At 61.7% G+C, this 16,517-nt stretch carries 23 protein-coding genes and 1 pseudogene; 12 read left to right on the top strand and 12 right to left on the bottom strand.

The window, feature by feature from the left end; genetic code table 11:
* Positions 1 to 471: 471 nt before the first annotated feature.
* Together V1289_RS47300 and V1289_RS47305 are read right to left on the bottom strand one after the other, a co-directional pair.
* Positions 472 to 1,644, bottom strand: coding sequence for an NADH:flavin oxidoreductase/NADH oxidase (locus V1289_RS47300; RefSeq protein WP_334406564.1), 1,173 nt, complete (start codon positions 1,642 to 1,644; stop codon positions 472 to 474).
* A 69-nt stretch (positions 1,645 to 1,713) separates the two neighbouring features.
* Positions 1,714 to 1,998 (bottom strand): hypothetical protein, encoded by a 285-nt coding sequence (locus tag V1289_RS47305; RefSeq protein ID WP_334406566.1) that lies wholly within the window; start codon positions 1,996 to 1,998, stop codon positions 1,714 to 1,716.
* 170 nt (positions 1,999 to 2,168) lie between these two features.
* On the opposite strand from V1289_RS47305, the gene V1289_RS47310 reads away from it, so the two are divergent.
* From V1289_RS47310 to V1289_RS47335, 6 genes are all read left to right on the top strand, one after another.
* Complete coding sequence (locus tag V1289_RS47310; protein WP_334406568.1) at positions 2,169 to 2,795, top strand: HAD family hydrolase; 627 nt, start codon at positions 2,169 to 2,171, stop codon at positions 2,793 to 2,795.
* Between the two features lie 11 nt (positions 2,796 to 2,806).
* Positions 2,807 to 4,033, top strand: coding sequence for a molybdopterin molybdotransferase MoeA (locus V1289_RS47315; protein WP_334406570.1), 1,227 nt, complete (start codon positions 2,807 to 2,809; stop codon positions 4,031 to 4,033).
* Positions 4,034 to 4,246: 213 nt separating this feature from the next.
* Complete coding sequence (gene lexA, locus V1289_RS47320; RefSeq protein WP_334406571.1) at positions 4,247 to 4,957, top strand: transcriptional repressor LexA; 711 nt, start codon at positions 4,247 to 4,249, stop codon at positions 4,955 to 4,957.
* A 193-nt stretch (positions 4,958 to 5,150) separates the two neighbouring features.
* Positions 5,151 to 5,357: a hypothetical protein gene (locus tag V1289_RS47325; protein ID WP_334406573.1), complete on the top strand. Its 207-nt coding sequence runs from the start codon at positions 5,151 to 5,153 to the stop codon at positions 5,355 to 5,357.
* Between the two features lie 221 nt (positions 5,358 to 5,578).
* Complete coding sequence (locus tag V1289_RS47330) at positions 5,579 to 6,007, top strand: hypothetical protein (protein WP_334406575.1); 429 nt, start codon at positions 5,579 to 5,581, stop codon at positions 6,005 to 6,007.
* A gap of 136 nt (positions 6,008 to 6,143) precedes the next feature.
* The gene (locus tag V1289_RS47335; RefSeq protein WP_334406577.1) at positions 6,144 to 6,374 is read left to right on the top strand and encodes a hypothetical protein; all 231 of its coding nucleotides are present in this window, start codon (positions 6,144 to 6,146) and stop codon (positions 6,372 to 6,374) included.
* 85 nt (positions 6,375 to 6,459) lie between these two features.
* Here V1289_RS47335 and V1289_RS47340 read toward each other — a convergent pair.
* Positions 6,460 to 7,839, bottom strand: a pseudogene (locus V1289_RS47340) (ComEC/Rec2 family competence protein); the annotation flags it as partial.
* 173 nt (positions 7,840 to 8,012) lie between these two features.
* Between V1289_RS47340 and V1289_RS47345 the strand changes: the two are divergent.
* The 3 genes from V1289_RS47345 (at position 8,013) to V1289_RS47355 (ending at position 8,741) form a co-directional block, all read left to right on the top strand.
* Entirely contained in the window at positions 8,013 to 8,159 is a 147-nt protein-coding gene (locus tag V1289_RS47345; protein ID WP_334406579.1) for a hypothetical protein, read from the top strand.
* 206 nt (positions 8,160 to 8,365) lie between these two features.
* Entirely contained in the window at positions 8,366 to 8,500 is a 135-nt protein-coding gene (locus V1289_RS47350; protein ID WP_334406580.1) for a hypothetical protein, read from the top strand.
* 52 nt (positions 8,501 to 8,552) lie between these two features.
* The gene (locus tag V1289_RS47355) at positions 8,553 to 8,741 is read left to right on the top strand and encodes a hypothetical protein (RefSeq protein WP_334406582.1); all 189 of its coding nucleotides are present in this window, start codon (positions 8,553 to 8,555) and stop codon (positions 8,739 to 8,741) included.
* A 133-nt stretch (positions 8,742 to 8,874) separates the two neighbouring features.
* Here the strand turns inward: V1289_RS47355 and V1289_RS47360 are convergent, their stop codons facing one another.
* Both V1289_RS47360 and V1289_RS47365 read right to left on the bottom strand, forming a co-directional pair.
* Positions 8,875 to 9,714, bottom strand: coding sequence for a hypothetical protein (locus tag V1289_RS47360; protein ID WP_334406584.1), 840 nt, complete (start codon positions 9,712 to 9,714; stop codon positions 8,875 to 8,877).
* A complete protein-coding gene (locus V1289_RS47365) occupies positions 9,711 to 10,160 on the bottom strand; it encodes a hypothetical protein (protein WP_334406586.1) in 450 nt (149 codons plus the stop codon). The genes V1289_RS47360 and V1289_RS47365 overlap by 4 nt, the downstream gene beginning before the upstream one ends.
* 512 nt (positions 10,161 to 10,672) lie before the next feature.
* Here V1289_RS47365 and V1289_RS47370 point away from each other — a divergent pair.
* The 3 genes from V1289_RS47370 to V1289_RS47380 all read left to right on the top strand — a co-directional run bounded on the left by V1289_RS47370 (position 10,673) and on the right by V1289_RS47380 (position 12,761).
* On the top strand, positions 10,673 to 11,623 hold the full coding sequence (locus tag V1289_RS47370) for a hypothetical protein (protein ID WP_334406588.1): 951 nt from the start codon (positions 10,673 to 10,675) through the stop codon (positions 11,621 to 11,623).
* Between the two features lie 90 nt (positions 11,624 to 11,713).
* Entirely contained in the window at positions 11,714 to 11,968 is a 255-nt protein-coding gene (locus tag V1289_RS47375) for a hypothetical protein (RefSeq protein ID WP_334406590.1), read from the top strand.
* 493 nt (positions 11,969 to 12,461) lie between these two features.
* Complete coding sequence (locus V1289_RS47380; RefSeq protein WP_334406591.1) at positions 12,462 to 12,761, top strand: hypothetical protein; 300 nt, start codon at positions 12,462 to 12,464, stop codon at positions 12,759 to 12,761.
* 350 nt (positions 12,762 to 13,111) lie between these two features.
* Here the strand turns inward: V1289_RS47380 and V1289_RS47385 are convergent, their stop codons facing one another.
* The 7 genes from V1289_RS47385 to V1289_RS47415 all read right to left on the bottom strand — a co-directional run bounded on the left by V1289_RS47385 (position 13,112) and on the right by V1289_RS47415 (position 16,493).
* The gene (locus tag V1289_RS47385; RefSeq protein ID WP_334406592.1) at positions 13,112 to 14,338 is read right to left on the bottom strand and encodes a hypothetical protein; all 1,227 of its coding nucleotides are present in this window, start codon (positions 14,336 to 14,338) and stop codon (positions 13,112 to 13,114) included.
* Positions 14,335 to 14,628 (bottom strand): hypothetical protein, encoded by a 294-nt coding sequence (locus V1289_RS47390; RefSeq protein ID WP_334406594.1) that lies wholly within the window; start codon positions 14,626 to 14,628, stop codon positions 14,335 to 14,337. Before V1289_RS47390 ends, V1289_RS47385 begins: the two co-directional genes overlap by 4 nt.
* A 159-nt stretch (positions 14,629 to 14,787) precedes the next feature.
* Positions 14,788 to 14,979: a hypothetical protein gene (locus tag V1289_RS47395; RefSeq protein WP_334406596.1), complete on the bottom strand. Its 192-nt coding sequence runs from the start codon at positions 14,977 to 14,979 to the stop codon at positions 14,788 to 14,790.
* A gap of 4 nt (positions 14,980 to 14,983) precedes the next feature.
* Positions 14,984 to 15,382 carry a hypothetical protein gene (locus V1289_RS47400; RefSeq protein WP_334406597.1) on the bottom strand — a complete coding sequence of 133 codons (399 nt, stop codon included), beginning with the start codon at positions 15,380 to 15,382 and terminating at the stop codon, positions 14,984 to 14,986.
* On the bottom strand, positions 15,379 to 15,945 hold the full coding sequence (locus tag V1289_RS47405) for a hypothetical protein (protein ID WP_334406599.1): 567 nt from the start codon (positions 15,943 to 15,945) through the stop codon (positions 15,379 to 15,381). The genes V1289_RS47400 and V1289_RS47405 overlap by 4 nt, the downstream gene beginning before the upstream one ends.
* 71 nt (positions 15,946 to 16,016) lie before the next feature.
* A complete protein-coding gene (locus V1289_RS47410; RefSeq protein ID WP_334406601.1) occupies positions 16,017 to 16,256 on the bottom strand; it encodes a hypothetical protein in 240 nt (79 codons plus the stop codon).
* A gap of 12 nt (positions 16,257 to 16,268) precedes the next feature.
* Positions 16,269 to 16,493 (bottom strand): hypothetical protein, encoded by a 225-nt coding sequence (locus V1289_RS47415; protein ID WP_334406602.1) that lies wholly within the window; start codon positions 16,491 to 16,493, stop codon positions 16,269 to 16,271.
* Positions 16,494 to 16,517 lie beyond the last annotated feature (24 nt).

Consider the following 16,517-nt stretch of genomic DNA (forward strand, 5'->3'; position numbering starts at 1 on the left):
GACATACCTTTCCCGTGGCACAAAACGATATTGCGCACGGCTTAGTGAACTTGGTGAATTTGGCTGCCTAATCCGGCCGAGGGACGATTCTCACTACCCCCTGCTTCGAGAAGTACACTATGCGCGAGTTCTGACAATCCGTTGATTCGACGGAGTTGAACGAGTCTTCGCCGGTGTTGCCGCGCCGCAATTGCGAGATTGGAAAGCAAGTTTTTGAATCCGTGCACAGAATCGCGGGCGCCGGGCATTGGGAAAAATCTCGTAGCACTCGCAAAGAATCTTCATAAAATCTTTTACGTTCGATCTGACGCGAGCCCATTTTCAAACCGTTTGGACTTGCTATGCGTCTAAGTGATTAGCGAGGCGGAGTTTTTCGCGATTGTTTTTTTGACAATTCAAAAGGGCATCTCGCCTTCTCGACCGGGGTTACGGCGACAGCTCGCGCCTTTGCCAGACCTACCCCACGGTCCTTCACACCCCCTTCCCCGCCTCACCCAGCCCGTTCTGCCACGTCGACGGCTGGGTCCCGAAACCGCGTTTGGCGCGCGTTCCCAGCCAGTAGCCGAATTGCGGCGGCACGTTGCGGAACGGGCCTTCGACGCCGAGTTTCAAAGCCGCGTCCATCGGCCAGTTCGGGTTGTTGAGGATCTCGCGGCCGACCGCGATCAGGTCGGCCTGCCCGTCGCGAAGGATCTGTTCGGCCTGATCGCCGTGGATAATCAGTCCGACCGCCATGGTCATGATATCGGCGTGGCGCTTGACGTATTCCGACAGCGGCACCTGGTAACTGTATTTGATTTCCTTGCCCAGGATCGGCGCCATTTCGGTGATGCCGCCGGACGAGCAGTCGATGACGTCAACGCCTTTTGCCTTCAGGATTTTCGCGAGCCGCGCGCTCTGCTCGGGGCCCCAGCCGGCATTGTCCTCCACCGACAGGCGGACGAACAGCGGCTTGTGATCGGGCCAGTGCGTGCGCACCGCTTCGGTAATCTCGGTGATGAAGCGCATCCGGTTCAGCTCAGACCCGCCATATTCGTCGGTGCGCGCGTTGGATCGGTCCGACAGGAACTGGTGCACGAGGTAACCATGCGCGCCGTGCAGCTCCAGAACGTCGAAGCCGGCCTCATGCGCCCGCCGCGCCGCGTTGCCCCAGGCCTCCACCAGATCTTTCACCTCGCCCCGCGCCAGCGCCTTCGGCACCGGCCAGCGCTCGCTATGCGCGATCGCGCTCGGCGCCACCGGAGACCAGGCGTCCCAATCCTCGATCTCTGATGTCCGCTGCAGCGGCCGGTCGCCTTCCCACGGTCTTGTGGCGCGCGCCTTGCGGCCGGAATGGCCGAGCTGAATGCCGGCGACCGAATTCTGCTGCTTGATGAATTTGGCAAGCCGGCCGAGCGGCTCGACGAAGGCGTCATCCCAGATGCCGAGATCGCCGACCGTGCCGCAGCCGCGCCGCTCGACCTTGGTCGACTCGACCACGACGAGCCCGGCGCCGCCGGCGGCGAATTTTCCGGCGTTCATCAGATGCCAGTCGGTCGGAAAACCCTTGATCGCCGAATATTGATGCATCGGCGGCACCACGATCCGGTTGCGCAACTCGACGCCGCGGATCGTCATCGGTGAAAACAGCAGGGTTCCCGACATGTTTTGTTTCCTCGCATCGCGGACATCATGACCCCGGCGCGGTGCCAACAGACGTTGTTTTATTATATTTTATTGCTTTGCGGCGCTGTCGGTCTTGGCCTTCTTCGCGGGAGCGGTCTTGGCCGCGGCCTTCGGCGCATTGTCGCTGCGCACAGCACCCCAGGGGTCCGCGCTTTTCTGTTCCGGAATATTGCTTAGCGACCTCTTGTAGGCCTTCTCAGCCTCCTTGTCGGCCTCGATCTCCTGCGGCGACTTGCCCTTGTCGACGTCGCCATATCTGGGAACCGACTGCGACTGGGCATAAGCCGGCCCGGCCAGCAACGCGATAACGGCGACGGCGCCCAAGATTTTCATGCGTATTGCTCCCTCGACCTGCGCAGGCTCTCCACGAGAGCATATCATAGCGCGCGCGGCAAGTTCACGTGCAGCGTTGAATAGCCGAAATTATGGAACGGCCAGGATGAGGCTGCGGCCGATACCGTCCAGCCATTGCCCGAATTGATCCGGTTTTGTAAACGACCGGGATGATCTCAAGCCTCGCCCCCAACTCCGCCGACGCGTTGCTGTTCGATCTCGGCCGCGTGGTGCTCGATATCGATTTCGGCAAGGCGCTGGCCTGCTGGGCCGGCCATGCCGGCCGTGCGCCGGCCGACCTTGCCGCGCGATTCGTCCGCGAAGCATCCTACCGGGATCACGAGGTCGGCAAGATCGAGGACGCGGCCTACTTTCAAAGCCTGCGCGACGCGCTCGGCATCGGCATTTCCGATGCCCAGTTCCTGGAGGGCTGGAACGCGATCTTCGCCGGCGAAATGCCGGGCATCGCACCGCTTTTGAAACGCGCCGCGGCGCACCTGCCGCTATACGCCTTCTCCAACACCAACCGGCCGCATGTCGAGCATTTCTCGAAAGCCTATGCCGACGTGCTCGGCCATTTCCGCGAAGTGTTTTTGTCATCGACCATCGGGCTTCGAAAGCCCGATGCGGCAGCCTATGATCACGTGGTGAGAGCGATCGGCGTGCCCGCCGAACGCATCGTGTTCTTCGACGACGTCGCCGCCAATATCGAAGGCGCCCGGGCGCGCGGCCTGGTTGCGGTTCACGTGACATCGCCGGACGACGTTGCCGAAGCCCTCGCCGCACTCGGAATTTAGGAGTTTTGCCCGTGGCCTTGATGCCGGTTGCCGATGCTCTCAACGCGATCCTCGCAGGCGCAGAACCGTTGCCCGAAGAAATGGTCGCGCTCGATGCCGCCTATCATCGCGTGCTCGCGCGCGACGTTGCCGCACGGCGCACCCAGCCGCCGCAGGCGATGTCGGCGATGGACGGCTATGCCGTGCGCGCGGCGGACGTCGGCGATCTCACCGCACGACTGAAGGTGATCGGCGAGGTGGCGGCCGGTCGCCCGTTCGAGAAAAAGGTCGGCGCCAACGAGGCGGTGCGGATTTTCACCGGCGGCGTGATCCCCGACGGCGCCGATGCCGTCATCATCCAGGAAGACACGGTTCGGGAAGATCCGGCGGTCGGCGGCGACCACATCACCATCACGGAGGCCGCGAAAACCGGCCGGCACATCCGCCCCGCCGGCGTCGATTTCCGCGAGGGCGACGTGCTGCTTGCCGGGGGAAGCCGCCTCACCGATCGCGACCTCTCGCTCGCCGCCGGCATGAACTATCCGGAACTCGCCGTCCGCCGCCGCCCGAAGGTCGCGGTGCTGGCGACCGGCGACGAACTGGTGATGCCGGGCACCATCCCCGGCCCCGGCCAGATCGTCTATTCCAACGGGTATGCGCTCCGCGCGCTGGCGCGGGCCGAGGGCGCCGAGACTATCGACCTCGGCATCGCCGCCGACACGGTCGCGGCCACCACCGAGGGCATCCGCCGGGCCCGCGCATCCGGCGCGGACATCCTGATCACCACCGGCGGCGCCTCGGTCGGCGACCACGACCTCGTCAAGCAATCGCTGGAGGCGGAGGGCGTCACCATGGCGTTTTGGCGGATCGCGATGCGGCCGGGCAAACCGATGATGCATGGCCGGCTCGGCGCAATGCGGGTGATCGGCCTGCCCGGCAATCCCGTCTCCTCCTATGTCTGCGGTTTTCTGTTTCTGGTGCCGTTGATTCGGGCGCTGTCGGGCCGCGCCAGCGTTCATCACACCAGAGAAGCGGCGCTGCTCGGCCGCGATCTCGCCGCCAACGACCAGCGCGAGGATTACTTGCGCGCCCGCCTCGAGGAGCGCGCGGACGGCGCGCTGATCGCAACCCCGGTCACCCATCAGGACAGTTCGCTGCTCGGGAATCTCGCTGCGGCAAGGGCACTTGTGATACGTCCGCCGTTTGCACCCGCAGCCGGTGCCGGCGCGCCATGCGAACTCCTGCGTTTGCCGGAGTGAAGCGCCGGGCGGCACGTTCCGGCAAAACCGGGTCGCGTTCACCGGAAATTAAGTGGTTGCGGAACATGTATCGAACATATAGTGTCCGTTCATGATTTGTTTCGAGACCTTGTGTCTAGGAATGGGAGTTTCGGACTTCCGATATCGGACTCCCGATATCGGACTCCCGATCTCAGGGAATCGAAGACGCGACCAACCGGGGGAATGCTCGAGATGCTTACGCGCAAACAGTATGAACTTCTGCGTTTCATCAACGAAAGGCTGAAAGAGGCTGGCGTACCGCCCTCCTTCGACGAGATGAAGGATGCGCTCGACCTGCGCTCGAAGTCCGGTATCCACCGACTCATCACCGCGCTGGAAGAGCGCGGCTTCATCCGCCGCCTGCCCAATCGCGCCCGCGCCATCGAGGTCATCAAGCTGCCCGAGTTGTCGGGCAGCGGTAACGGCAACGGCCGCCGCGGCTTCACCCCAAGCGTCATCGAAGGCACGCTGGGCAAGGTCCGCAGCTCCGGCGCCGGTGCTTCCGAGGACGACGGCAACCGCCCGGTCGCGGTGCCCGTGATGGGCCGGATCGCCGCCGGTACGCCGATCGAGGCGCTGCAGACCCGCAGCCATACCATCAGCGTGCCGCCGGATATGCTCGGCTCCGGCGAGCACTACGCGCTCGAAGTGCGCGGCGATTCCATGGTCGACGCCGGCATTCTCGACGGCGACATGGCGCTGATCCAGCGCAACGACTCCGCCGACACCGGCGATATCGTGGTGGCGCTGATCGACGAGGAGGAAGCCACGCTGAAACGCTTCCGCCGCCGCGGCGCCTCGATCGCGCTCGAGCCGGCCAATACCTCCTACGAAGTCCGCATCCTGCCGCCGAACCGGGTCAGGATTCAGGGCAAGCTGATCGGGCTTTACCGGAAGTATTGAGACCGGAAGTATTGAGCGGACGCGCTGGTCCGCTTTCGATTCCCTGCAAGGGGCGGATTATCCACCCCTGATGGATGGTCCTTCGGCAATCGCAAGGATTATCCGCGGCCCAGTCCGGCGCTAGATCCTCGGCACGCAAGCAACGAAGCGCACCCGCTTCGTCGAAAACAGCGTGCAACACGAGGAGACAACCATGCGCAAGACCATTTTGACGGTTCTGGTTTCGGCATTGATTGCCGCATCGACGTCGCAGTTCGCTTCAGCGGCCGAACGGCACCGCGCCAACAAGGCGAACCGCGTGGTGGCCGGCGAGCAATTCCGCAACGCCAATAATTCGGTCGCCGCCCCCGCGCCGTCCGGCTGGGCTTACAGCGGCTTCTCGGCACCCGCCGGCCACTGATCAACTCGGACACGAAAAGAGGCCCCGGCGGAGTCGGAGCTTTTTTTTGCGCGCCGCGCTCCCACGGTTCGAACCGAGCGCGTGTTAGCGCGTTTGTGATCTGACAAGCCTACGCCAGCCGCACAATTGCCCACAAAGGCGCGTATGCTGTGTCTACTCTGATATGGGCCTGTTGCCTCAACAGGAGGCACGGGTCGGCTATCTCGAATGAGGAGCATCCGATGTGTGACTATAGTCTGCACGCTATGGCGACGCGCCCCGCCAAGGTCGGAGAGACGCTGATCACCACGACATTCCGCGGCACATCGACCCGCGGATTTGCATCAGAGAGCGAACCCAACGTCGCGGTCTGCATGCTTCCCGGAACCGAACTGGCGTTTGCCGAAGACGTCAAATACGACAACCGGTGGATCTGGACCCGGACCGTCGGCTTCCGCGTCGGCAAGTTCAACATGATCGATCCGCATGTTCGGGAACGTCACCATGACGCGGTCGAGTTTCCGGACGGAAGCTTTGTGCTGGTGACGCAGCTCTGCGAGGGACAGCGGGTCAGCGTACTGCAATTGCCGGTGACGGTGACTCATCCGATCACCGAGCGCGCGGCGCCGGCCGTCGAAACGCCTCCAGCGACGTCGATCTCGATCGGCTGATCCTTCGCCGCCGGTTCCGGCCGGCGAGCGTTGCGACGCGCGGTGAGTGAAATGGTATTGGAGCGCCTCCGGGACGCAATCCGGGGGCGCAAGAAGAGCTGTACGTCGCCGAAAGATGCCAAGAAAGGAGTGATCGGTGGTCACCAAGATCACTTGGCAAAAAGCCGGGCACGTCACCGAGCCCGGCCGATACATGTTCAGGTTTGGATGGCTTAACGTCGCGGCAGAGGATCTGGCGATCTGGGAACAATTTCCGGATGCGACGTTTACGCTGGTCCAGATGCCGGCGGGGGCGGCGGACGGCATGGAGGAATTTCATCTCGGCGCGTTCGAAGTGCCGGCGCATCCCTTACCGGACAGACAGTAAAAGCGCTCCCCATAGCGTTTTCGAAGAAAACCCGTCAAACCAAAGACTACTCGTCGTTTTCGAAGAAAACGCGTCAAACGAGACTCTACTCATCCGCCTGCACATCGGCCTCCGCCGGTGTTGCATCGATGGCGCGCGCTGCAGCCAAGCGCGGCGCGACAATCGTTGTCTCGGCCTCGCCCTCGCCGGCCACCCCCGGTGACCACGGCCGATCGAGACCCCTGGGCTTGACCGCATCGATGGTAAATCCGTCGCGGCTTCGCCGCAACGCCAATGCGCCTTGCCGCCGCAGACGCTCGAGGCCGATGACCGAAGCGGCGCACGAAGCGGGCGACTGCCGCGCGCTCACCACCAGCGCTGCGCGCTCGCAATCGTCGGCAAAAGCCTCAGGCCGCAGCGCCAGTGCGACCAACGCGCCGCCGGCCGCCCCGGTCACGCAGCCCGCGTCATCGCATGAGGCGCCTTCCGCCAGCGAGGCATCGGTCGAGAGGCGCGCGTCGGCATCCGCCGCCAGCCACTCCCTGACCAAAAAGGCATCCTTGGCCGTGCGCATCAGGTGCAGCCGCCCATCGGCGCCGCGGACGCCGACATTGCGGCCATCGGCGGAAATCAGGATATCCGGCTGCGGCACCCTGACGGCCCACACGACCGCGACCAGCAGCAAAGCTGCCCCCGACCAGCGCAGCGGCGTGCGGAGCAGCCCGAACAGGATGATCGCAGCACTCGCCGTGATCAGCGGGCCGATGCCGAACGCGGCCATACGGCCGACCGCGCCGGGTAGCGCCGCGACCCATTGCGTCACCACGATCATCCAGTCGATGCCCGCTCCCATGATCGCCCAGAACACGCCGTCGAAACCGAACGGCATCGCAACCAGGCCGAGCAGCCCCGCCGGCATCACCACCGCCGACACCACCGGCATCGCGGCGAGATTGGCCAGCAGGCCATACGGCGTCACGCGATGAAAGTGAAACGCGGCATAGGGCGTCGTCGCCAGCCCCGCCACCAGCGACGCCAGCACCAGCGTCATGATCTCCCGCCCGCCCCACAACGCGACCTTGGCGGCCGCCGAATTGTCGGGTGAAGCGAACAGGCGCGGCATCCCGATCTGTATCAGCGCGACCAGGCCAAGCGTCGCCGCAAACGACATCTGGAAACTCGGATGCACCAGCGCCTCCGGCGCCATCGCCAGCACGATCATCGCGGCGACGGCGAGCGTGCGGAAGGTGATGGCGCGTCGGTCGACCAGGACCGCGATCAACACCACCGCCGTCATGAAGAACGATCGTTGCGTCGCGACCTCGGCGCCCGACAGCAAGAGATAGAACGCCGCGGCGACCAATGCTGCCGCCGCCGACCATTTCTTGATCGGAAAACCCGTGGCGAGCGCGGGGAACAACGCCAGCAGCGCGCGGACCGCAAAGAACACCACACCGGCGACGACGGCCATGTGATAGCCCGAGATATAGCAAGTATTTTAATATGTCAGTTAAATCAGCATCTTATCGGATTTTGCTTCCCTAGTTCGGGGACTTGGGAAGCCCATGGTGTTGAGCGGCCCGCGCTGTGCGTCGCGCCGATCGGCCAACGGTATATGCTGGCCGTTGGCTGGTATCGATTCGATGAAAGGAATTCGAGATGAGCCCGACCTATTACGCAATCCAGATGGCGCGCCTGGATAGCGAGATTGAGGCGGCACGGTTGGCTGGCGATCTACCGCGGCTGCAGGAGCTTGCCGGCGAACAAACCTTGCTGATGCAACGGATGTACGGCCGGCTGGCATAGGCGCGGTGACTCTGGGAAGCCCGCTGGTGAATCCGGCCGCTGCAGGCTGTCATGTGGCCAGTCGATCGGCGCGAGCGCATGGGCGAGTCTGCGGCGCTGCCCGGCCGGCCTGTTTCGGCCCTCAGTGGCCTAATTTGAATTTATGAGTGGGTTATTTTGATCTAGCTCAACGGCCATCGCCCTGCCGTCCCGGACCCTTGGGCGTCATGACGAAGCCTGACGAACAGAGCGAAGCGAAGGAGCCCAAGCCCTCCCGCTTGGAGGAGGCGATGCGGATCATTGAGGAGTACGCCAACGACTTGCGGGAGATCATTCGGAAGCTCCGGCGCAAGATGAATTGAGGCCGCCTCAGTTGGCGGCCTCTTTCGTTCTCGGCCGTTACCAGGCGCGGCTATGAAAGGGACGCTGATCATGCCGGTACTTCTGATCGTCATCGTCGCGGTGATCATACTGATCGTCATCGTGCGCAGCGCATCGAAGTCAAAAGGGACAGCGGCGCGCCAGTGTCCCTATTGCAAAAACTACATCAACGATAAGGCCACGGTTTGCGATTACTGCCACCGGGATGTGTCGGCGGGTTAGTCAAGATGATGGATATTCACAGATTTGAGGCGCGGACCTGAGCCCGCGCCTCTTTGTTCTCACCGCCTCAGTCGCCTGGCGTGACCCGCCAGCCGCTGCCGGTTACGCTTCCTGATCGATCGGCGCCGGCGCTTCATTGGTCGCGCTCCGCCAGAAACCGATCAACCACGGCCTCGATCTTCCGTTGCTGAGCCTCTGGCAGCGTCCTTACCACCGCCACAAACTCTGCGCCGCTCGAGTTCGGGCTCAGCCTAATCGGGTCCTTCTGGAAGATGCGCCCCTTGCCCTCCAGCAGCCACTCGACATTAACGCCGTACTTCTCGGTGAACTTGGCGATCTCGTGATGCTTGAGCGTCAACGCCGGCTTGATCTCTTCTTCGGAAAGATCGCGCGACGCGGCGACGTCTTTGATGCGCTGCCGCATAGCCGCTTTGAATTCTCGCCGATGTGCTATTGCCTCGCGGTTGTCGTGCCGCACGGGGTGCGCGGCGAGCCAAGCGACGTCGGCCGCGATCACGCGTTCAATCCGTTCGGTCTTGACGTCGGTGTATTCATGCTGGCCAGATTTCAGCGCCGCTCGTTTCCACGCGACGGCGGACGCATAGGGTGCTGGCGTAAGCAGCTGTCGCGCGAGGGCTTGGCGCCAATTTGCGAGCAGCCTCAAATCTTCATTCGGATCGTCGTGGCGGGGATGGTAATTGCCTTCTGGCAAGTCGTGGTTTTGAACGTCCGCAATCGCTCTCTCCATGTCCAGGCGCGCGCGCCAGTATTCGCGGATAACTTCGGCTTGCCGCCAAGCATCCTTGCGCGCGTCCCGCAGATTCCGGTTTCTCAAGGTGATGGTTTCCGCTTCGTCGCGGGCCGGGATCTCCGGTTCCTGGTCGAGCTCAACGCGTGACATGCGGCTGGTGCCGGCTGCCATCGCGATCGGGCGCTTGGGAGAAGAGCCGGGAAATGCGATGATGTTGCTCATGCCCGCACCTCTCGCCGAATGATGGCCTCGAGCGCTGCGGCCATCGTGGCCCGCAGCTGATAGTGCCAGCCCTCGGGCCCGATGGCGTCGGTGTTGGGCCATTCGCCTCCCTCATCCTCGATCAGGTTCGCGAGCCGGAGCACCGCGACCACCCCGGCCAGCGTCGTGGGCTGAGTCGTCGCGAGCTTCCAATCGGCTTCATGGGCAGCAACGCAAGCCGCCTCGCACCGCTCTGGCGCCCGCCGCTCGGCGTCCGATGCTCTGCCGCATTGGCTTTCGGCGATGGCCTGCAATTCGGTCGCCCAGCAATGCTTGACGTCGGCCAGCCTCTTGGCACGGATCAGCGCGAAGGCGGGATCTGCGTTGACGCTTGGCGCCGACACAGTAACGGCAGGCGCGGCCGCGGCCGGCAGCATGGCAGGCAGGACAAGAAGGGCGCCGAGCATGGAGCGGCGGGATAGTCCCTCAGCGGGCTTGCGGGACTCGCTGATGCGTTCTCTGTTTTGCCGCTGTCCGATAGCGGGTTGGGCTGAAAACGAATCCCCGGACTCCGATCGGGGCGGAAACATAGGTCTTTCGATGGTCATGGTGGTTGGTCCAGTTTGATGGCTTGCTACAGCCGCGCCGGTATCAGACCGGCAGCCGGGGGGTAGCAAACAGCCTGGACGACTGTTCGGCGCGCTTTTAAGCCTCGCGGCTCTGGACATGACGCACCGCCCCCGGCATATTGGCCAGGTGAGGCGCGCCCGCCAAGGCGCTCCTAAGCGCCATAGGAAACCCGCCAAGGTTTCCACCGCGCGCATTCGGCGGCCCCGCCAAGGGCCGCGATAGTCCAAGTCCGAGTTGCTACACTCACGGACATGCTTTCACTGTTTTGGTTAAAAATCCATCCCCTTTCGGGGAATTGCTTTCCGGTACCCGTTGCGGTTGATTCCCTTGGCGCAGGGAAGGAAAGCAAATGCTAGTTGGGCACGCCATCAGACGCTTCGAAACTCGGGCATTCTGGCTGACCACCCAGGCGTGGTTTTTCCTTTTTTTTGTTTTGGTTTTATTGGTTGCCGGTGCTGCGGCGGTTTGGTTTGCTCCGACGATCACCGCCGGCGACATCGGCGCCGTGACTAATCAGAAGTTCGAGGCAATCCAGCAAGCACAATTCAAAGACGTAGCTAGGCTTAAGGAACTAAGAAATGTGCCGATGCGAAAGGCTTGCAATGATGAGATGGTCGCGGCCTTTAAGGGCTGGCTTCAGCTAGCGGATTCTGGCCCGTTCCAGATTTTGCATCCGACTGCGGACGGCCACATCGTCAGCGGCGACGAGATTGTTGCGGCGGTCCAGCAGCACGAAGTCCTCATAGTTGATCCAGGCGAATGTGCTACCTATGCCACGCCCGGCATGTTCAGAATCTTTGTACCAAAGGATCGGTTTGAGGAATTTAAGAAACAAATGGCTGGCAAAAAATTTGGTAAGCCAGAGCTCGCTGCCAACATAGCGGAAATCAACAAAATAAACGCACGCGACGCGCAACTCGATGAACTGCACAAACAGGTCGAGTTGGAGCGCCTTCAGTCTGAGGTTGCTGCTACGGGGGACAAAGGGGCAGGACCTGCCCCCGAACGCAGTCTTTTCCTCTCGCTACTACAAACAAGCGTCACGCGATTTGGATTGCTTGCAGTCATAGGCTTCTTTGTCAGTATCCTAGTCTCAATGTATCGCTACAACATCCGTCTTGCAGCCTTCTATGTGGCTCGCGCAGACGCCCTGCGACTATTTGCGCCAGATATCACAATCTCGGATTTTGCTTTGGTTGCGGCCGCCTTGTCCCCAACCGTCGAGTTCGGAAAAGCTCCACAACCGCCCCTCGCGCAATTGGTAGATTTGATAAAGTCCGCCAAAGAGGCAGCAAAATAATTCACACCACGACGCGCTGCAGGCCAAAGCCTTTCCGAGCCCAAGGGCTTGATAATTTGCCAATGGCTCCGCGCCGCGCTTCAATAGTGCATGCCCGCCCGCCCGCAGAAAATCAGCCTCGGGGAAATGCGCTCGTCAGGCGTGCGCGGCCTGCTGATCTATTGCGCGGACTATCGCTGCAGCCATTCGAGCGCGATCAGCGCAGACCGATGGCCAGATGACGTCCGGCTATCCGATCTGGAAGCGCGGTTCGCATGCAAGGCGTGCGGCAAACGTGGCGCCGACGTCCGGCCGAACTTCAACTGGAACGCCAGGGGACCGGTCGGCGGCATGGGGTATCGGTAGCGTCCTGGTCGCGCCCATTTGTTCTCCTGCCGCGAACAGATGGTGTCCGCGTTTTAAGCCTAAGTGCCCCAAGCTGAATTTCGCGGTGCCCAAATTTTGTTCTTCACCTCGCCGCGGATTTGCCGCAGCGCGTTCCCCGTATAGCCGATCGCCTGGCGATTTAGGGGTAGCCCTAAAGATATACCATCCCGAGGGGATTATCCCCTAAGAGTCGTTGTTTGAACCATTGACTTTGAGGAATTAATTCATGGATAGCCCGCAGCATTGTCAAGATCAGTCGGCCGAATGTATTCGCTCAATGAGCTCAGCGCAAAGTGAAGCGCAAGCCCAGGTTCTGAGAAATCTTTCATCTAGCTGGTCGAGACTTGCCGGCCAGATCGACCGATATAATGCGCTCATTCGTGAACAAAGCCGAAGCGTGCAGCGGCCGTTACCCGATCGAAACGCTCAAGACCGTTGCGCGTAACGCGGACAAGGAAGACGAGGCTGCGGCGTGAGCGAGCTGGGCTGGCAGCGCGAGTTTGACGATCCGATCGCATTGCCGAACGGCCGCCAGCTCGTCAGCCTGCGTGACGCTGCGACCTACGTTACCGGGCTGCCGAAAACGGAAGCCGCCCTGCCCGAATGGCAGGCCGCGATCGAGGCGCTGATCCTGGTGGCTGATCTCGGCGGCCCGATGATGTTCGCTCGGGTTGGCGTCATGCGGGCATTGAACCGCGGCCACGTTCGGGAGTTCAATCCCGATCGAAAGGATCCACATTGGGGCAAGCGCAAGCTGAAGCGGGATCAATGAACCGCATCGGCCGACGCACGATATTCGCGATGCTGCTGATCGTCGCGCTGGCGATCGTCTGGAACGTGATGGGCGGTCGCTAGGGATTAAACGAGACGATGCCATTCGTCGGGGGAAAGCCCGGTCATCAAGGCAACAGCGAGGATGGCGCGGCGGATCAGGGTCATGCCGCGATGATGGCGGCCGGGGAATCAGCCGCAACGCACTCTCAAGGCTTGATCGATCAAAGGTTGTGGTGTTAGGTGTCTGGCCGTTGGAATTGGAATGCGCGCCGTACTTACACCGCCGGCTGTCTGCCGCACCAGTCCAAGGAAGTCGGTAGTCGGGTTGTAGCTCACTAAAAATTTCCTTTACGGTACTTCGTACGTCACTACACACACAACGGTGAATCCGTTCGTAAACCACGTTGTTCCAGTTGCGTCTCTTGTCGATAGGAAGGTACCGCTCGGAGGGACAAAACCCGCACCACTTTTTCCGGTGGCTGTGTATTCATAGCAAGACCCCGCGTATCGGAATGCCGCCGCCGTGAGCGGAAGGGTTGCCTGCAATGAACCTATTGGAGCCCCGGTTCCAATATTCGTTAACGTGATGTCCATTTCCGCGATGACGGTTTTGCCGATTTGCTTATACCGTCCCGTCGCTACTATGGTCGCGGCTGTTATCGTACCCCCCTGCGACGTGATGGTCGGCGTGTAAATCGTCCATGCGGCGTTCTGATTGACGCCGTTGATACCGGTGCAGGTGATGACGCCGGTTGCTAGCGTGCAATCCTGCGACATGGTGTTGAACGCCAGCGCCGTGCCCGCGCTGTTGACGCCGAGAAACTGGTTGGCTGTGCCCTGAATATCGGCGACGTTGGCGGTCGCGTTGCCGGTGACGCCGACGACCGAGCGTGCAACGCCCTGCGCTTCCATCGTGCGGGTGATCTGGTTGGCCGCGATAGCCGTTGCATTGCCAACCGACGTTACCGGCCCGGTCAGGTTGGCGTTGGTGGTGACCGTGGCCGCCAGCGTGGCATTGCCCGCAGTGAGGCCCGCAGCGGTGCCGGTGCCGTTGGTCAGGACGATCGCCGACGGCGTGCCGCCATTGCCATTGAACAAAACAGGCGCGCCGGGCGATCCAGTATTGGCGGCCAGCGCGGCCGCGATGCCGGCGCCGAGCCCGGTGATGCTGCCGATCGCTGGTGTGCAGGTCGCGGCCGAAACCGCCGTGGTCAGGCCCTTGGCGTTATTGGTGACGGTGACGCATTGGGTCGCCGAGCCGAAGGTACCGACATTTGCATTGACTGTCGCGAGCGTCGCCAGCCCGGCGTTGCTGATGGTCCAGTCGCCGGACGGGGTTTGCGGCGTTGCAAAATTGCCCGCCGATCCGATCAGGATTTTGCCCTGCGCAAGCGGCAGGTTGGTGACGAAATTGACGAACGGGATCGCCTGGGTCGGTCCAGCATTAATGCCGAGCCGGCCCACAACGGAATTCGCAGGCAAGGTCTGCGGGAACGACGAACTCTGCGCAAAGGCAAGCGCCGGCAAGAGGGAGAGGAAAACGGCGGCGGATCGGATCAAGGCGAGCATGGTCATTGCCCATCCTTCCAGCCGTTCGTGCGACGGTAGAGAGGCTGATAAACCTCCTCATACGCGCTTCTAAATTTGGGATCGGCGTCGAGCGCCTTTCCGAGCTTGCCCTCGACTTCCCCCCATGCCGGGGGCGCCATGACCGGCAATCGGCCTCGCGCATCCATCGCGTCAACGATCGCGGCTGCTTGAGCCGGCGTGAGGCGTAGCGTGATCTCGGGAGCGTCTTGCGCGAAGGCAGGCAGCGCCCAAAAGCAGATGCCTGCAGCAACGCAGCGCGTGAAGTGGGAAAACATTGGAGCGTCTTTCCGAAGGCCCATTCCGCGCGCTGGCGAAACTGGGCTCGGCTCCAATCAGTGAAGCCGCTGGAAAGACGGTTTTTCGCCAATGTCTCAAAGGCGGGGCTGATATCGGAGGCCCATCCGAAATGCTCTTAAGGGGCGAGCACCGCCCGATCACTCACAGGGTAGAGATTCCGAACGCAACAAGTTCTCAAACTGGCCTTCGTCGAGAGCGGCGATCTTTCGGAGCGCGCTTGCGACATTGCGCCACCGCTCGCTCTGTCCTTTCAATTCGCGCACCTTCTCGCGTGTCGTCTTTAACTCGCGCTTGAGCCCGACAATGGCAGATGTCGTCTTATCGCTCACGATACTACCGAGCTCCATTCGGATGTGATGCCCTATAGGCAGCGTGGCCCTGATATATGGGCGACAGTTTGAGCGCCGTGATCAATGACGGATTGAGGACGGCAAAGGTCGGAAACACCTCTGCATAGACGTCCAGCGATTTTTTCGCGCCAAGCTTTTGGGCTTCGCAGACGATTTCGTATCCGTTGTCGCAAACTGGCTCGATCGCTGCGATCATATCGACCGTAAGCCAGTTGTCATCGCGCGCCCACTTGTCGAGGAATTCAAGAAATTTCAGCCGATAGAAGTCGTCGATTTCGCATGCAAGATAGCGCTTCGCGATCGAAATTACGACGAGAGTGTACCTGTGACCCATCGGGGCCGCAGCATCGCGCAAGAATTCGCGGACTTCGACTTCGGTCATTGTCGCGTTACCTCGCTGGCGTGGCCGTCGATGACCATCGGCGCCGGCAGTTTCACACTGAATTTCTCGGCGAGTTCGGCGATGCGCTTGAGCACCTTGGCGGTGTCCTTGAATTCCTCTGTTGTGTCGTGCTGCACCTTCACATTGTGAACGGTCTCCGCGGGATGCACGCGATCGAGCACCATGGCGATTCCTCGCGCGTGATCACGATGGCTGGGATCTTCAACCAGGCGGGACAATGCGCTGATGGCCCGCGGCGCGCTGGCGCGGATGCGCTTCTGATCTTCCTCGGCGATAGCCTCAAGCACGCGCTCGTCGTGCGCCAAACGGCTGGCGATCGTTGCAATCGACTGGTTCGAGGAATTGGGCGTACCGAAACCGGCCAGCCGCGCAGCTTTTGAATTGGCACCGTGGCCGGGCTTCACCTGGTACAGGGCACGCACAAACGCGCGGTGTCGATCCGTCGGCAAGGCCTTCATCTTCGGCCCGTCGATCGCGTCGACAGCATCGAGCGGCGCCAGTTCGCGCCGCTTGCTCTTCCCCGTGTTTTGCTTCTCGACCACCGCATTAGCTCCAAAATCGTGAATTCGGGACGAGAAGTCCCGTTGGCGGACGCTGAAATTTCAACGAAACATCACGTCCAGACTCCGGTGAGATTGTGCAAACCTTCTCGGAAAGCGCCGGCTTCGATGTTGTTCGCGACGCAAGACGCGATGACGCTGCGATAGAATGCCGCTTCTGCAGTTTTGATCGCTGCCGCGACCGCAGCGCTTCCGCCACCGGCCGCAATCGCGGCCGACACAGCAGCTTGCTTCGTCATCTCGGCTGTGTTTGCTGCGGTCTGGTGGGTCTTGTTCTCGCTCTGAATGATCATTTTGATTTTCCTTCAGTTGGTGGTTGCCGGCTGCGTCAGGATCGCAGCGAACGTCGCAAGTTCGTTGTGAACGTCAATCGAGGACTGCAAATCCCGAACCATCTGGATCAAGGCGTTCGATTGATCGGGCGAGAGATTGCCGCATGCCCACTCAATTATCCGCTGCTCGAATTGAGCTTCGCGCTGCTGCCAAAGTTTGACCAGCGGAGCGATGGCGTTCTCGGTTTTGGTGTCCACGCTCAGATGCTCCTGCTGTTGTCC

The sequence above is a fragment of the Bradyrhizobium sp. AZCC 2289 genome, from assembly GCF_036924615.1.
GTDB lineage: Bacteria > Pseudomonadota > Alphaproteobacteria > Rhizobiales > Xanthobacteraceae > Bradyrhizobium.

Bases quoted from the DNA above. Each gene is read 5' to 3' on its own strand.
- V1289_RS47355 (WP_334406582.1), top strand. From the start codon at position 8,553: ATGAAAGGGACGCTGATCATGCCGGTACTTCTGATCGTCATCGTCGCG.
- V1289_RS47350 (WP_334406580.1), top strand. From the start codon at position 8,366: ATGACGAAGCCTGACGAACAGAGCGAAGCGAAGGAGCCCAAGCCCTCC.
- V1289_RS47375 (WP_334406590.1), top strand. From the start codon at position 11,714: ATGCCCGCCCGCCCGCAGAAAATCAGCCTCGGGGAAATGCGCTCGTCA.
- V1289_RS47325 (WP_334406573.1), top strand. From the start codon at position 5,151: ATGCGCAAGACCATTTTGACGGTTCTGGTTTCGGCATTGATTGCCGCA.
- V1289_RS47300 (WP_334406564.1), bottom strand. From the start codon at position 1,644: ATGTCGGGAACCCTGCTGTTTTCACCGATGACGATCCGCGGCGTCGAG.
- V1289_RS47410 (WP_334406601.1), bottom strand. From the start codon at position 16,256: ATGATCATTCAGAGCGAGAACAAGACCCACCAGACCGCAGCAAACACA.
- V1289_RS47390 (WP_334406594.1), bottom strand. From the start codon at position 14,628: ATGTTTTCCCACTTCACGCGCTGCGTTGCTGCAGGCATCTGCTTTTGG.
- V1289_RS47370 (WP_334406588.1), top strand. From the start codon at position 10,673: ATGCTAGTTGGGCACGCCATCAGACGCTTCGAAACTCGGGCATTCTGG.
- V1289_RS47385 (WP_334406592.1), bottom strand. From the start codon at position 14,338: ATGACCATGCTCGCCTTGATCCGATCCGCCGCCGTTTTCCTCTCCCTC.
- V1289_RS47330 (WP_334406575.1), top strand. From the start codon at position 5,579: ATGTGTGACTATAGTCTGCACGCTATGGCGACGCGCCCCGCCAAGGTC.
- lexA (WP_334406571.1), top strand. From the start codon at position 4,247: ATGCTTACGCGCAAACAGTATGAACTTCTGCGTTTCATCAACGAAAGG.
- V1289_RS47345 (WP_334406579.1), top strand. From the start codon at position 8,013: ATGAGCCCGACCTATTACGCAATCCAGATGGCGCGCCTGGATAGCGAG.
- V1289_RS47310 (WP_334406568.1), top strand. From the start codon at position 2,169: ATGATCTCAAGCCTCGCCCCCAACTCCGCCGACGCGTTGCTGTTCGAT.
- V1289_RS47360 (WP_334406584.1), bottom strand. From the start codon at position 9,714: ATGAGCAACATCATCGCATTTCCCGGCTCTTCTCCCAAGCGCCCGATC.
- V1289_RS47400 (WP_334406597.1), bottom strand. From the start codon at position 15,382: ATGACCGAAGTCGAAGTCCGCGAATTCTTGCGCGATGCTGCGGCCCCG.
- V1289_RS47305 (WP_334406566.1), bottom strand. From the start codon at position 1,998: ATGAAAATCTTGGGCGCCGTCGCCGTTATCGCGTTGCTGGCCGGGCCG.
- V1289_RS47365 (WP_334406586.1), bottom strand. From the start codon at position 10,160: ATGCTCGGCGCCCTTCTTGTCCTGCCTGCCATGCTGCCGGCCGCGGCC.